Here is a 14574-nt window from a genome sequence, read left to right on the forward strand (position 1 = left end):
CGGTCCTTATTGTTCGGTCAAGGCGGTGCCTGCACGGTCGAGCAGGGGTTTGAACAGGTAGTTGAGCAGCGAGCGCTCGCCGGTGCGCACGAACAGCTCGGCGGGCATGCCCGGGCGGATCGCCAGCCCCTCGAGACGCGCCAGCGCTTCTTCGCTGACAGTGCTGCGCAGTACGTAGTACGGCTGGCCGCTGCGCTCGTCGATCAGCTGGTCGGCCGACACCAGCGCCACCTCCCCGGTCACCCGCGGCGTGCGGTTCTGGTTGAAGGCGGTGAACAGAATGTCCACCGGCAACTGCGGTGCCACCTTGTCCACCAGGTTCACCGGCAGGCGCCCTTCCACTTCCAGCGCGGTGCCCTGGGGCACGATTTCCAGCAGGGTATCGCCGGCCCGCACCACGGCGCCTTCGGTGTGCACGCCAAGGTTTACCGCGATGCCGTCGGCCGGGGCGATGATCTCGCTGTGCTGCAGCTCAAAGTGCGCGGAGTTGAGCTGCTGCTCCAGGGTCGCGGCCTTGACCTGGGCTTCGGCCAGCTGACTGCGCACCTCTTTCTGGTATTCCTCGCGGCGCTGCTGCAAGTTGAGCCGGGCTTCGACGATCACCTGCTCCAGGCGCGCGCTTTCGCCGGCGTTCTGCGCCAGGTCGCGCTGCACCTGTGACAGCTGGCGCTGATATTCCAACACGCGGTTGCGCGGGATATAGCCCTCGCCGGCCAACGGGCGCAGGCTGTCGAGCTGCTCGCGCAACGAGTCGGCCTGGGCCTGCAGGTCGCCGCGCGCCCGGCGCATGCCGGTCAGCTGGGCCTGAGAGCCGTCGATGCTGGCAGCCAGGGCGCCCTGCTCGCGGGCCTGGGCCTGACGGCGGCTGTCGAACAGCTGGCGCTGGCCTTCGAGGATCAGCGCCAGGCGGGCGTCGGCGTCTTCGAGCAACTCCGTGGGAAACTGCACCTGGCCGAGGTTGTCGCGCTCACTCTGCCAGCGCGCCAAGGCGGCGCGGGTCATGCGGTACTGGGCCTGCAGCGCATCGACGTCGGCCTGCACCTGGGTGCGGTCGAGGCGGAACAGCGGCTCGCCCTGGCGCACCAGCTGGCCTTCGCTGACCAGGATGCGGCTGACCACGCCCGCGCCCATGGACTGCACCGCCTTGCGCTTGCCCGACACCACCACGGTGCCCTGCACCGGCACGCCCTGATCGAGCGGGGCGAGGCTGGCCCAGGCCATGAAACCGCCGAAACCGACCAGGGTCAGCCACCATCCCAGGCGGACATGGAAACGCGCATCACGGGTGTGCTGGCTCATGCGCCACCTCCGGCTTGCAGGGGTCGTTGCGCCGGGGCCTGGCCCATGGCGTGGAGGATATCGCGAGCCGGGCCGAAGCCCTGCATGCGCCCTTCGTTCATCACCAGCAGCTTGTCGGCCTGGGCCAACGCCGCGCTGCGGTGGGTCACCAGCACCACGGTGCGGCCCTGGGCCTTGAGCTGGACGATGGCGTTGGCCAGGGCGGCCTCGCCGTGGCTGTCGAGGTTGGAGTTGGGTTCGTCGAGCACGATCAGCCGGGCATCGCCGTAAAGGGCGCGGGCCAGGGCAATGCGCTGCTTCTGGCCGCCGGAGAGGTCCACCCCCTCCTCGCCCAGGCGCGTGTCGTAGCCCTGGGGCAGGCGCAGGATCAGGTCATGCACGCCCGCCAGGCGAGCCGCCTCGACCACCTTGATGCCGTCCAGCTCGCCAAAGCGGGCGATGTTCTCGGCGATGCTGCCGCGCAGCAACTCGATGTTCTGCGGCAGATAGCCGATGTGCGGGCCCAACGCGTCGCGGTCCCATTGGCTGAGCTCGGCGCCATCGAGGCGGACATGGCCGCCGAGGGTCGGCCAGACGCCGACCAGCACCTTGGCCAGGGTCGACTTGCCCGACCCCGAAGCCCCCAGCACGCCGAGCAGTTCACCCGGCGCCAGGGCGAAGTTCACCTGTTGCAGGGTGGCCAGGTTACGCCCGGGCGGGCCGGCGCTGACCTGCTCCACCGCCAGTTGCCCGGTGGGCACCGGCAAGGGCATCGGCGTCGGCGGCTCGGGGTGTTCGCGCAGCAGCCCGTCCAGGCGTTGGTAGGCCAGCTGCGCGCCGCTCCATTGCTTCCACACCGCGATCAACTGGTCGATCGGCGCCAGCACCCGGCCCATGAGGATGGAGCCGGCGATCATCATGCCCGGGGTCATCTGCCCCTCGATCACCAGCAGCGCGCCCAGCCCCAGTACCAGCGATTGCAGGCACAGGCGCAGGCCCTTGCTGGTGGCGGTGATCACCGCCGAGGTGTCGCTGGCCTTGTTCTGCAGATCGAGAAAACGCCCGTGCAAGCTGTACCAACGCTGACGCAGGGCACCGAGCATGCCCATGGCCTGGATGCTTTCGGCGCTTTGCAGCTGGCTGCCAGCCAGCAGTGTCGATTGCTGCTGGATGCCACTGGCCTCGGCCAGGGTGGCGTGGGTGAGGCGCTCGTTGAGGATGGCCAGGGCAATCAACAGCAGCGCGCCGACCGTCGCCATCACGCCCAGCCAGACGTTGAAGGCGAAGATCACCGCCAGGTAGATGGGGAACCAGGGCGCATCGAAGAAGGCGAACAGCGCGGGGCCGGTGATGAACTGACGCAGTTGGGTGAGGTCGCCCAGGGCCTGGCCAGCGGCACCGTCACGCTGGCGCAGATTGCGTTCGAAGGCGGCGCGGTAGACCTTCATATTGAACGTCTTTTCCAACTGGTTGCCGACCCTAATGACAATGAAACTGCGTACGGCTTCAAGCCCGCCGATATAAACGAAGAAGCCGACCACCATCAGCGTCAGCACCCACAAAGTTGTCGTGCTCTGCGAACTCAGTACACGGTCGTACACTTGAAGCATATATATCGACGGCACCAGCATGAGCAAGTTGATCAATGCCGTGAAACAGCCGACGCTGATCAAGGTCGACTTATGTTCGCCGAGTGCCGCCCACAAAGGCGCCCCGGGCTTTTTGCTCGGTAGTTTCATGTTTCGCCCTTGCTTGCCTGAAACTTTGAAGTTTCAGGCCGGGGTTATTTGTCCAGGCGCTTGAGCACCAGTTGCGTACCGTCCGGCCGGGTCCAGGCGTAACGCCTGGCGCCCTCGCGGCTGAAGTGCACCACGCTGCTGCCGTCGCCGCCCACCAGGGCCAGGGTGTCGGGGGTTACCAGCCAGCTGCCGGGGCGCAGGCCCAGCAGGTCCCTGGCGCAATCCAGCTCGCCTTCGATTTCGCCTTCGTTGGCGCCCAGGTGCAGGTTGCAGGTTTGCGCCTGCGGCTGTTCGGAGTAAAGCGTCCAATCACCGGCCATTTGCGCGGCGTTGGGGAGTAACAGGCTGCTCGCCATACCTACCTCGGTCATCGACATCAGGGCAATCGCGGCCAGCGCGATCGTTCGCAAGGTTGCTTTCATTCGTCTGCCTCGCCGACAAAAGGGCGACGCGCGAACGCCGCCCCCTGGTACATCAGACCACGATGTCGGTGACAGCGGCCTGGCCAACGGTGGTCACCAGGAAATCAGCCGAGGCGTTTCCGGTGAAGTCGATGGACAGGCTGCCCAGGTTGGTGGCCTGGTCGTAGGTCAGCAGCGCCTCGCCGGCATGGCCGGTGAAGGCATTGACGAACTGCAGCGGCAGCTTGTTCACGGCGAACGCGGAGATGGCCGACAGATCGATCTTGTCCACGCCCGAGGTGAAGTCCATGATGCGGTCCGGCGCCGCCTTGGTCGAGTCGCTGACGGCGGCGAACACGAAGGTGTCCGCGCCGCTGCCGCCCCACAGCTGGTCGGCACCGCTGCCGCCGTAGATGATGTCGTTGCCGGCACCACCCTTGAGCACGTTGGCCAGCGCATTGCCGATCAGCAGGTCGTTGCCCGAGCCGCCGAAGGCGTTTTCGATGGTCACGCCCTTGGCGATGGATACGTTGCCGACCATGCCGCCGACATCGGAGAACGACGCTTCGTTGAGGTTGATCTTCTGGTTCTGGGTGAAGCCAGAGAAGTCGAAGGTGTCGTTGCCGCCACCGTCCCACACCGAGAACACCAGCTTCGACGAGGCCGAGGTGGCCGAGTAGAAGTCGCGATCAGCGGTGGAGTTGAAGCCGTAGGTGGTGTCGCTGGCGCGGGTGGCATAGTTGGCGCCGTAGAGCTTCTGGATCGCCAGGATGTCATCCATCAACGGAGCCGAGGCGTAGTACTGCCCGCCGCCCTTGATGAAGTTCTGCCCGTTGTTGCTTTCGCTCCAGTAGCTCATGACGCTGTAGCCACGGGTGTCCTGGGCGTAGTCGGCGTCACGGTAGGTCGGGTTGCCCTCGCCGGCGTTGTAGTCGCCAGGGTGGGACAGGCCGAGCACGTGGCCGATCTCGTGGGTCAGGGTCTGGCGCCCGTAGTTGCCGGTGCCCGGGGTGATGTTGACCTGGTAGCCACTGTTGATCAGGTACCAGGACTCGCCCTTGTGCGAACCCGGGCCGTCGAACGGCAGGTAGGCAAATGCCGCGCCGCCGTTGCTGGCGCTGAAGTTACCGAAGGTCATGTGACCGTCGCCGCCCGATCCTGCCTCGGTGAAGGTGACCTTGGCCACGTCCGACCAGGACTGCATGGAGAGCTTGGCCTGTTGTTTCTGCAGGTCGCTGAACTGGCTGAACGAGCCCAGTCCGCGGCTGTAGAAGTCAGACGGTGCCTTGGTCAGGAAGGTGTAGGTGAGGCTGATCGTGCCGTCCTTGTTCAGGTCCTTCCAGGCTGCGCCATCACGCAGGAGGTGGTCGGCGGCCTGGTCGACCGTGAAGGACTTCTTGCCATTGATGTTCGCGCCGCCGCGATCGTACTGGTGGGCAAAGCTATCGATCAGGCCGAAGGACGAACTTGGCCCCTTCGGCTGCAATGCGGAAACGGCCGAAACAATAGCGCTTTCTTTGACTTTCGACATGCAGGTTACTTCCTTGTTTACAAAAAAGCAGTTGATGTCAGACAGGATTTCCCACCTGGCGAGAACTTCCTGTCACTCGCCTTTATGAGGCGCAAAAAAACTGACACACATTGAAACTTAATGTCCAGCGTTTTTTGGCGTCATTTTTTCGTTTTCGAAAACTCAACTGCATCGCACTTATTTGCGCAAACTGCGATGGATCAATGGCGGCAGCTACAAGCATTAGTTCCAATCATGCCCCCAGGGCTTTATAGACGACGATTCGAAGTTTACTTTCGAAAATGCGACTTGTGCCTGTGGTTTGCCATCAACGCTTCGTTTAGGCGCTTTACTACGCGACAACCTGCCGCACGACCCTCCGTCGCCTCGGCGTTGACTTGCCAGCGTGCGGAGCGCTCAGTAGGCGTTGGTCAAAGCCCCTTCCTGACAGGACGACACAATGACAAGACTCACGGTGCAATCCGGCGATTTCTTGCAAGGTGAAGGCGAGTATCGCAATGGAGCGCTCACACTCAAGACCCCGCGCAGCCCTTCGCCCGGCGAGCGCATTTCACTGGCGCGGATCAAGGATCTGAAACTGGCCAACCTCGAGTCGACCCGCAGCCTGGGCACCGCCCTGGGCTGGGGGGTGGCCGGCGCCCTGGTGGCCGGCCCGGTCGGCCTGCTCGCCGGCCTGTTGCTGGGCGGCAAGGAGGAAGAAGTCACCTTCCTCGCCACCTTCAAGGATGGCCGCAAGCTGCTGGCCATCACCGACGGCAAGACCTGGTCGAAGATCGACGACAGCTGGCGCCGGCACCAGCGTCCGGCGGCGGCCTGAATCACACCCCGCTTCGTTCGTATTGACTGTACTGGCGTCATCGCCGGCAAGCCGGCTCCCACAGGAAGCGCGCATGCCTCTGCATTGCGCGGCATCGGTGGGAACGGCGGTGCGCCAATCCCACGTCTGCCCCCTGCATCCCTGAAAGGCTCGGCAGCCTGCTACCATGGCGCCCTTTTGCCTGCCCGACAGCTGCCGAGCGATAACGGCGCGTCCGCTTTTCAAGGAGCCTTGCATGACCCCGCTTCGCCCCCGCCTACCCTTGGGCCTGCTCGGCCTGGGCCTTGCCCTGCACAGTGGCCATGGCCTTGCCGACGACAGTGTGGCCCTGGCCCCCGTGCGCATCTCGGATGTTCAGGACAGCGGCTACCAGGCACGCGAAGCCCAGGTCGGCGGCCTGCACAGCACACCGCTGCTCGACACCCCGGCAGCGGTCAGCGTGTTCAGCCGCCAGCTGCTGGACGACCGCCAGGTGCGCAAGCTGAGCGAGGTGCTGCAGAGCGATGCCTCGGTGGGCGAAAGCTATGCGCCGATCGGCTACTACGAAAACTTCAACGTGCGCGGCTTCGAGCTCAACGCCGCCAGCAGCTACCGGGTCAACGGCCAGACCATCGCCGGCGAGCAGAACGTGGCGCTGGAGAACAAGCAGCAGGTGGAGCTGCTCAAGGGGCTGTCCGGGTTGCAGAGCGGCGTGTCGGAGCCCGGCGGATTGGTCAACTATGTGACCAAGCGCCCGGAGGATGTACGCAGCCTCAGCGTGTCGAGCAACGAACAGGGCGAACGCTACCTGGCCACCGACATGGGCGGCTGGTTCGGCGCCGAGCGCCAGCTGGGCCTGCGGGTGAACCTTGCTCACGAGGATATCCGCTCGTATGTCGATCATGCCGACGGCAAGCGCGATTTCGCCTCCCTGGCCCTCGACTGGCAGCTCAACCCGAATGCCGTGCTGGAGCTGGATGCCGAATACCAGCACCGCGAGCAGTATTCGGTGCCGGGGTATCAACTGCTCGGCGGCACCCAACTGCCCCATGGCGTCGACCCCAAGGATCACTTGGCCTGGCAGTCGTGGGCCAAACCCGTGCAGAACGACTCGCTCAACCTGGGCGGGCGCTTCAAGTACCAGTTCAACGACAACTGGAACGGTACCTTGAGCGCCTCGCGCAGCAAGGTGGTAATCGATGACTACAGCGCATTCGCCTGGGGTTCGAGCGAAGGGTCCTACTTCGGCAGCAATGGCGACTACGACATCTACGATTTCCGCAGCCCTGACGATACCCGTCGCATCGACGATGCCCAGGCCACGCTCGACGGGCGCTTCGATGCCTTGGGCGTGAGCCATGAGCTGACCGTCGGCACCAGCGCCCAACGCCGCACGCTCGATCAGCGACCGGGCTACAACGAGTGGCGAGGTACGGGCAACATCCATACCGGTGCGCCAGCCGTGGAGCCATCGGACAAGCCCATTGGCAGCAGTGAGCGTCGCCTGGACAGCCGCCAGTACGGCCTGTTCTTCAGCGACCGCATCACCTTCAACGACAATTGGCAGACCGTGATCGGCGCACGGGAAGTGCGCCTGGACGAAAAGACCTGGGACCAGAATGGCGTTGCCGGGCGCCACACCCGACAGTACCAACTGCTGCCCAACGCAGCTTTGATCTACAAGCCGCAGCCGGACACCACCTTGTACGCCAGCTATGCGAAAGGCTTGTCCTCAGGTGGCACCGCCCCCTGGTATGCCAGCAACGCGTTCGAAATCCTCGCCCCCACCCTGTCGCGCCAGCTCGAAGTCGGCATCAAGCGTGACTGGCAGGGCATGAGTTTCAGCGCGGCCCTGTTCCAGATCCGCCAGGCCTACCAGTACGCCCGCCCCGATGAAAACCCGGCGCCGACCTACGTGCAGTCGGGCCAGCAGAAAAACACCGGCCTCGAACTCGGCGCCAGCGGCTGGGTCACCTCCAACCTGCAGATCCAGGCCAGCGCCGCGGCGATCCGCGCCCGGGTGCAGAACAGCGACACCGTCGCCTACGAAGGCCACCAGGCGATCAACGTGCCGCGCCTGCGCGCCGCGCTGCAGGCCGACTACGCCCTCCCCGTCCCCGGCCTGGCCCTGCTCGGCGGCGCCCGCTACAGCGCCAGCAAGTACGCAAGCTCAGCAGGCAATGTCGAAGTCGGCGGCTACACGGTGTTCGACATCGGCAGCCGCTACCGCACGAACATCGGCGGCTACGACACCGTGCTGCGCCTGACCGTGGACAACGTCTTCGACAAGCGCTACTGGCGCGACGTGGGCGACTACCTGGGCGACAACTACCTATTCCAGGGAGCGCCGCGAACCGCCCGCCTGTCGGCCAGTGTCAGTTTTTGAGAACCGCGCCGGACTATCAGACAAACACGGCCCCCACCTCGCGGTCGAACGGCGCAGGGGGCCTTCTCCACTGGCCGTTGCAGCCTCCAGCAGCACGAAGGTCGCTAAACCTGCTGAAAGCCGTTTGGAGGCTTTCACACGCATATGGCATTATGCCACCCACTAGGCGCGGAGCCGGATAGGGATATTGGAATTCAGTTTTTATGCAGTCGAATCATCTGTTGTACCTCCTGTACGGAAAGAAAACCGCTTATCTGCACGAGGCAAAGTTCAGCATTCTCTCCGCCCTGCGCCACCAAGCTGATCGCGAGAGTTTCAGCATTACCGTGTTCACCGACCATCCCGAAGCCTTCGAAGACTGGCCGGTTCGCACGGTTTTTCTGGACGAGGCGACACTGGCGCAGTGGATGGGGCCAGCCGGGTACGTTCATCGACGCAAGGCCATGGCGATTCGTCAGGGAATGGAACTGGCCGAAAAAACGATCTTCGTCGATACCGACACCATATTCGTGAAAGACCCGGCAATTCTCTTCGATCGCGTCAGCGATGAGCATTTCCTGATGGACCAGTTCGAGTTCTGCTGGCAACACGCGTCGCAGCGCGACGACTACACCGGACTGGTCGCAGAACTGGCGGCGAACAAGCGCTCCCCCAGCCCTTCGCTGCGTCTCTACAACAGCGGTATCTGTGGAATGACGCGCCATCACACCGGGCTGTTGGACGAGGCGATCACCCTGATCGACCAATGGTCACACTTGCATACGCAGCTGCACACCATGGAGCAGATCGCCGTTTCCTTCATGCTGGGTGACAAGCAGGTGGTCGAGGCCCGCGACTGCGTGCATCACTACTATTCACAGAAGTCCTATTACCACGCCATGGTGGGGCTGTTCTTCCAGCGTTTCGATGAACAGTTCAGCCGCGCACTGGTCGAGGTGTCGCGCGGAGTGCCCAGCCACATACCTCCTCCCAACCTGACGCACAGGGTCGGCAACAGGTTCAGGCTCATGGGTCTGAGCAGCGAGCTGCGCAAGGTCGGGCGGTACTACCTGCTCGGCCGCAAGCCAAGCACCTGCGTCTACCTGGATGCGACCCGGTATGTGTTTTGGGACAAGGCACTTGAAGCACTGAAAACAATTTCCACGCCGCAGAAACGCGACGAAGCGAACAAACTCTGGGCCCAGGACCGGGATTTCCACGCCTTTGCAGAACGTCGATCCAGAGCGGTCAATTAACGCCCATTCGCATGGCCCGACCCGCAACGCGTCGGGCCTACATTCAATCAGGCCTGTCTCATCGGGCAAAACCCGCTAACCCCCGCTTCGTCACGCCCCGTATAATCGCCAGCCGCCCGCCCCTGGCGACACCTGGCCCCCTGACGAATACCGGCCCATGCAGACGACCGTCCCCGTAATAAGAAACGACATCCAAGGCTTGCGTGCGCTCGCAGTGCTCGCCGTCATCCTGTTCCACATGAACAGCAGTTGGCTGCCAGGGGGCTTCCTCGGCGTCGACATCTTCTTCGTCATTTCCGGCTTCATCATTACTCGGCTGCTGCGCGATCAGCATGCCTCCGGCCGCTTCAGTTACCGGCAGTTCTACCTGTCCCGTGCCCGGAGAATAATACCGGCCTACCTGGCCCTGATCGTCATCAGCTCATTGGGCTTCGCCGTACTGCTGACCAAGGGCGACTTCCGTGCCTTCTTCGACAGCGCCAAAGCGGCACTGATCTTCAACAGCAACCACTATTTCGCTAGCTACTACGACTACTTCGGCCCCAAGGCCTTCGAACTGCCGCTGCTGCACACTTGGTCGCTGGCGATCGAGATGCAGTACTACCTGCTGATGCCGGTTCTGTTCCTGCTGCTGCCCGACAAATGGCGGCGACCGGTCCTGGTCGCACTGTTCGTCCTGCTCACTGCCTATGCGACGTTTCGGGGCAGACAGCAGGATTCCACCGGGCTCTATTACTCGCTGCTCGCCCGAGTACCGGAATTTCTGATCGGCAGCGTGACCGCCCTGATCCGCCCTCCAACCCAGGCGATGTGGCAGCGCCTGGCCTGTGCAGCGGGGGCTGTCCTGATGCTGGCCAGCCTTGTCCTGATACAGGAGGACACCTTCAAACCTGGGCTGCCGATGCTGCCAGCGTGCTTCGGCGCAGCCCTGGTGATCTGGGGCGCCATCAACCAGCGCGGCAACCCGTTGTGCCATCCGCTGGCCGTTGTCGTCGGCAACCTGTCCTATTCGCTGTATCTCTGGCACTGGCCAATCCTGGCGGCGCTGCGCTACATCTATGGCAGCTACGAGCTTCCCCCAGCCGCCCTGGCAAGCGCGGCCGTACTGACCCTGGCGATCAGCTGGCTCTCCTACCGCTTCATCGAAAACACCATCCGCTTCAAACGCAACCTGTCGCCATCGCTTGGCCTGACAGCCTTGATCATGATCGTTGCACTGGGGACGATCTGGTCGGCGCGCAAAGTCAACAAGGTCGTGTACCCACGCCCACCCATCGAGTTCACCCGCTACGCCGACCCGGCGCTCATTTGTCATGGCCAGATAACAGGCGACTGCATACGGGGCGCCCGGGATGGCAGCCAGGAGATCCTGGTGCTCGGTGACAGTCATGCCGCGCAGCTCAATCTGTTTTCCGATGTGGTAGGGCGCCATATCAACGCACGCCTGAAAGTCATCAGCGCCAGCAGTTGCCTGCCGATCCACGGCTTCAACCTTCAGTCTGTTCCGGAAAACGCACGCGCCGCGTGCGTAGCACAGACACAGCAGGTGGAAAAGGCGCTGGCCACGACCAGCACGGTGATGCTTGCCGGCCGCTGGGATTTGCACGCCAACGATCCGGTGTCCATCGATGCGATCGACAAGCTGTTCAGCGATGCCGCTGGTCGGCATCAGGCCGTGTATGTGCTCATGCAGATTCCCAACCTCACGGCCGACCTGCAGCGCGCTATGCGACTCAAGGCGCTCGGCCTCACCCCCGCCGTGGAGGTTGATGATAAGTGGCGACTGGCAAATATCAGGATCGGCGAAATGGCCAGGCAACATCCGAACGTCAGGGTCCTGGACTTCACTGATCTGGACCTCTGGCGCGACGCGCCCTTCCACGGGGTAACGCCGCTGTACTCGGACAGCGACCATCTGAACGAGGTCGGCTCAAGACTCTATGGCGAGGCCGCCAAGGAAAGGATACGTGAAGCACTGAAGCTGCCAGCATTGCCACAGCCCTCCACGGCGGCAGCTTCCTCCGCCCATACGCTGCGGTAGCTGCGCAAGGGTGGCGGCGCCAACAGCGCACGCCACCCTTGCCAGGGCGATACAAATTACACAGGCAAACAAAAAGCCCCCGAACCTTTCGATTCGAGGGCTTCTCGTAGAATGTGGCGGTGAAGAAGGGATTTGAACCCTTGATACGATTTCTCGTATACACACTTTCCAGGCGTGCTCCTTCGACCACTCGGACACTTCACCGTTTTCTCTTCAAGCTATTCAGCCTGTCGAGGCGCGCTAATTTAGTAGAAGAGCTTTTACTTGGCAAGCATTTTTTTCAGAATTTTCATGCGCTTAAGGCAATCGGCCGAAAACTCTGGCCAATCAGGGCAATGCTGCCATTGTGCCCAGCGCTTTTTCCCACCCGCTCAGCGCTGCCCAGATGGCGCAAGGCACGGCGGCGCGGCGCTGACCGACCAGTCAGCCTTGGTGCTTTACCTGGCCGGCGCCGCTGGGTAACGTCGTCGCCACGCCATCCAAAGGACTCTGCCATGAGCGAGCTGATTACCTACCACGCCGAAGACGGCATCGCCACCCTGACCCTGAACAACGGCAAGGTCAATGCCATCTCCCCGGATGTGATCAAAGCCTTCAATGCCGCGCTCGATCGCGCCGTCGAGGAACGCGCGGTGGTGATCATCACCGGCCAGCCGGGCATCCTCTCCGGCGGCTACGACCTCAAGGTGATGACCGCCGGCCCCAAGGAGGCCGTGGGCCTGGTCACCGCCGGCTCCACCCTGGCCCGGCGCCTGCTGTCGCACCCCTTCCCGGTGATCGTCGCCTGCCCCGGCAATGCCGTGGCCAAGGGCGCCTTCCTGCTGCTGTCGGGCGACTACCGCATCGGTGTTGAAGGCCCCTACAAGATCTGCCTGAACGAAGTGCAGATCGGCATGACCATGCACCACGCCGGTATCGAGCTGGCCCGTGACCGCCTCGGCCGTGCGGCATTCCAGCGCTCGGTGAACAATGCCGAAGTGTTCGACCCGCAGGGTGCCCGGGAAGCCGGCTTCCTCGACAAGGTGGTGCCAGCTGAAAAGCTGCACGAAACCGCCCTGGCCGCCGCCCGCGAAATGAAGAAGCTGAACATGCTGGCGCACAAGAACACCAAGCTGAAGGTGCGCAAGGGCCTGCTGGAGGCGCTGGACGAGGCGATTCTCGCGGACCAGAACCACCTGGGCTGAGTCCGTCCAGGGATTTTCCTCACAGGACTTTGTGGGAGCGGGCTTGCCCCGCGATGCGATCACCCAGTGTGACGCCATCGCCGGGCAAGCCCGCTCCCACTTGACCTCCCACGCTACAGCAACGTTTGCCCCCACCAGTGCACACCCGTACACTGCGCCGCGACTGTCCGGTGTGAGTCGTACCATGCTTTATATGCTTCGCATGCTCCTGTTGGCGCTGCACTTCCTGCTCGTGGGTGTCGTCGGCCTGGTGATCGGCCTGCTGCGCCCGTTCAATCCCGACAACAGCCGCCTGTTCGCCCGCCTGTACAGCGTACCGGCCGCCTGGTTGCTGCGCATCAAGGTCAAGGCCGAGGTCGGCCCGCTGTGGGACCAGCCCCCCGGCTGCGTGATCATCGCCAACCACCAGTCCAACTATGACCTGTTCATCCTCGGCCAGGTGGTGCCCCGGCGTACCGTGGCCATCGGCAAGAAGAGCCTGGGCTGGATCCCGCTGTTCGGCCAGTTGTTCTGGCTGGGCGGCAATGTGCTGATCGACCGCAAGAACGCCTATCAGGCACGCAAGGCCATGCAGACCACCACCCGGACCCTGCGCGACGATACTTCGATCTGGATCTTCCCCGAGGGCACGCGCAACCCCGGCGAACAGTTGCTGGCGTTCAAGAAAGGCGCTTTCCACATGGCGATCGAGGCCGGCGTGCCGATCGTACCGGTATGCGTCAGCCGCTACACCAGGCGCCTGAGCCTGAACAGCTGGCGCCAGCGCACAGTGGTCATCCGCTCGCTGGCCCCCATCGCCACTGCGGGCCTGACCCAACAGGACCTGCCCGCGCTGATCGAACAGTGCCGCAGCCAGATGCAGCATTGCATCGACCATATGGAAAGCGAGCTCACCGCGCCCTGCCCCTCTGTCCCATAGCAGACTTGCCCCGCGCCGCTACACAGCCCAAGCTGTGTAGCGTGTTCAATCGAATAAGCGGACAACCATGGGTCGAGTCGTCGCGGCGGCGGTCTACAGCGCCGGCAGGAAGGTCACCAACATCAGCCTCGACGAAGGCGCCGACTGGGCGCGCAAGCCCGGGCACTTCGTATGGATCGGCCTGGAAGAGCCCAACGCAGAGGAACTGGCCAACCTGCAGCGCCAGTTCGGCCTGCACGAGCTGGCCATCGAGGACGCCCTGGAGAAACACAGCCGGCCAAAGCTGGAAACCTTCGGCGATGCGCTGTTCATCGTCACCTATTCGCCGGTGCGGCACGAAGGCCGGCTGGAATTCATCGAAACCCACATCTTCGCCGGCAACGGCTACATCATCACCTGCCGCAACGGCCACTCAAAGTCCTACGCCCTGGTGCGCCAGCGCTGCGAGGCGCGCCCCTTGCTGCTTGAGCACGGCGAGGACTTCGTGCTCTACGCCCTGCTGGATTTCGTCACCGAAAACTACCAGCCGGTCAGTGAGGCCATCCACGGCGAGATCGAGGAGCTGGAGCAGAGCGTGCTCAGCAACTCGCTCAAGGAAGAAGACATCCAGCGCCTGCACAGCCTGCGCCGGGACATCCTGCGCCTGCGCCGCTACGTGGCGCCGATGGTGGAGGTCAGCGAAGAGCTGCAGCGCCTGAGCTTCCCGTTCATCGACAAGAACATGCGCCCGTACTTTCGCGACGTGCAGATCCACGTGACCCGGCAGATGGAAGATTTGGCCGGCATCCGCGACATCGCCAGCCAGACCATCGAGATCGGCATGCTGCTGGAGTCGTCACGGCAAAGCATCACCCAGCGCAAGTTCGCCGCCTGGGCGGCGATCCTGGCGTTTCCCACGGCGATTGCCGGGATCTACGGGATGAATTTCCAGAACATGCCAGAGCTGGGCTGGCACTACGGCTACTTTGCCGTGCTGGGGGTGATCGGCCTTGGGTGTTCGGGGCTGTATTTCAGTTTCAAGCGCTCGGGGTGGCTTTAGGATCGCCGGGAGCGCTTTCAACCCT

At 63.5% G+C, this 14574-nt stretch carries 11 protein-coding genes and 1 tRNA gene; 7 read left to right on the forward strand and 5 right to left on the reverse strand.

The window, feature by feature from the left end; translation table 11 throughout:
- Window positions 1–6 precede the first annotated feature (6 nt).
- The 4 genes from LOY42_RS18725 to LOY42_RS18740 all read right to left on the reverse strand — a co-directional run bounded on the left by LOY42_RS18725 (window position 7) and on the right by LOY42_RS18740 (window position 4949).
- Window positions 7–1299 (reverse strand): HlyD family type I secretion periplasmic adaptor subunit, encoded by a 1293-nt coding sequence (locus LOY42_RS18725; protein ID WP_102684211.1) that lies wholly within the window; start codon window positions 1297–1299, stop codon window positions 7–9.
- On the reverse strand, window positions 1296–3017 hold the full coding sequence (locus LOY42_RS18730; RefSeq protein WP_110698140.1) for a type I secretion system permease/ATPase: 1722 nt from the start codon (window positions 3015–3017) through the stop codon (window positions 1296–1298). Before LOY42_RS18730 ends, LOY42_RS18725 begins: the two co-directional genes overlap by 4 nt.
- 44 nt (window positions 3018–3061) lie before the next feature.
- The gene (locus LOY42_RS18735; RefSeq protein ID WP_256659321.1) at window positions 3062–3427 is read right to left on the reverse strand and encodes an AprI/Inh family metalloprotease inhibitor; all 366 of its coding nucleotides are present in this window, start codon (window positions 3425–3427) and stop codon (window positions 3062–3064) included.
- 64 nt (window positions 3428–3491) lie between these two features.
- Entirely contained in the window at window positions 3492–4949 is a 1458-nt protein-coding gene (locus LOY42_RS18740; RefSeq protein WP_139672727.1) for a serralysin family metalloprotease, read from the reverse strand.
- Between the two features lie 439 nt (window positions 4950–5388).
- On the opposite strand from LOY42_RS18740, the gene LOY42_RS18745 reads away from it, so the two are divergent.
- The 4 genes from LOY42_RS18745 to LOY42_RS18760 all read left to right on the forward strand — a co-directional run bounded on the left by LOY42_RS18745 (window position 5389) and on the right by LOY42_RS18760 (window position 11407).
- Window positions 5389–5766 carry a hypothetical protein gene (locus LOY42_RS18745; protein ID WP_046856576.1) on the forward strand — a complete coding sequence of 126 codons (378 nt, stop codon included), beginning with the start codon at window positions 5389–5391 and terminating at the stop codon, window positions 5764–5766.
- A gap of 235 nt (window positions 5767–6001) precedes the next feature.
- Window positions 6002–8131: a TonB-dependent siderophore receptor gene (locus tag LOY42_RS18750; protein WP_258598769.1), complete on the forward strand. Its 2130-nt coding sequence runs from the start codon at window positions 6002–6004 to the stop codon at window positions 8129–8131.
- A 203-nt stretch (window positions 8132–8334) separates the two neighbouring features.
- Entirely contained in the window at window positions 8335–9366 is a 1032-nt protein-coding gene (locus LOY42_RS18755) for a hypothetical protein (protein ID WP_258598772.1), read from the forward strand.
- A 157-nt stretch (window positions 9367–9523) separates the two neighbouring features.
- Window positions 9524–11407, forward strand: coding sequence for an acyltransferase family protein (locus tag LOY42_RS18760; protein ID WP_258598774.1), 1884 nt, complete (start codon window positions 9524–9526; stop codon window positions 11405–11407).
- Between the two features lie 114 nt (window positions 11408–11521).
- On the opposite strand, the gene LOY42_RS18765 is transcribed toward LOY42_RS18760, so the two are convergent.
- Window positions 11522–11611 (reverse strand) — tRNA-Ser (locus LOY42_RS18765).
- 290 nt (window positions 11612–11901) lie between these two features.
- Between LOY42_RS18765 and LOY42_RS18770 the strand changes: the two genes are divergently transcribed.
- From LOY42_RS18770 to LOY42_RS18780, 3 genes are all read left to right on the forward strand, one after another.
- Window positions 11902–12591 (forward strand): crotonase/enoyl-CoA hydratase family protein, encoded by a 690-nt coding sequence (locus LOY42_RS18770; protein ID WP_110698132.1) that lies wholly within the window; start codon window positions 11902–11904, stop codon window positions 12589–12591.
- A 184-nt stretch (window positions 12592–12775) separates the two neighbouring features.
- Window positions 12776–13510 carry a 1-acyl-sn-glycerol-3-phosphate acyltransferase gene (locus LOY42_RS18775; RefSeq protein WP_139672733.1) on the forward strand — a complete coding sequence of 245 codons (735 nt, stop codon included), beginning with the start codon at window positions 12776–12778 and terminating at the stop codon, window positions 13508–13510.
- Window positions 13511–13577: 67 nt separating this feature from the next.
- Window positions 13578–14549 carry a magnesium and cobalt transport protein CorA gene (locus LOY42_RS18780; protein ID WP_102684204.1) on the forward strand — a complete coding sequence of 324 codons (972 nt, stop codon included), beginning with the start codon at window positions 13578–13580 and terminating at the stop codon, window positions 14547–14549.
- Window positions 14550–14574: the final 25 nt, after the last annotated feature.

It is taken from the genome of Pseudomonas sp. B21-023 (genome assembly GCF_024749165.1).
Taxonomy (GTDB): Bacteria; Pseudomonadota; Gammaproteobacteria; order Pseudomonadales; family Pseudomonadaceae; genus Aquipseudomonas.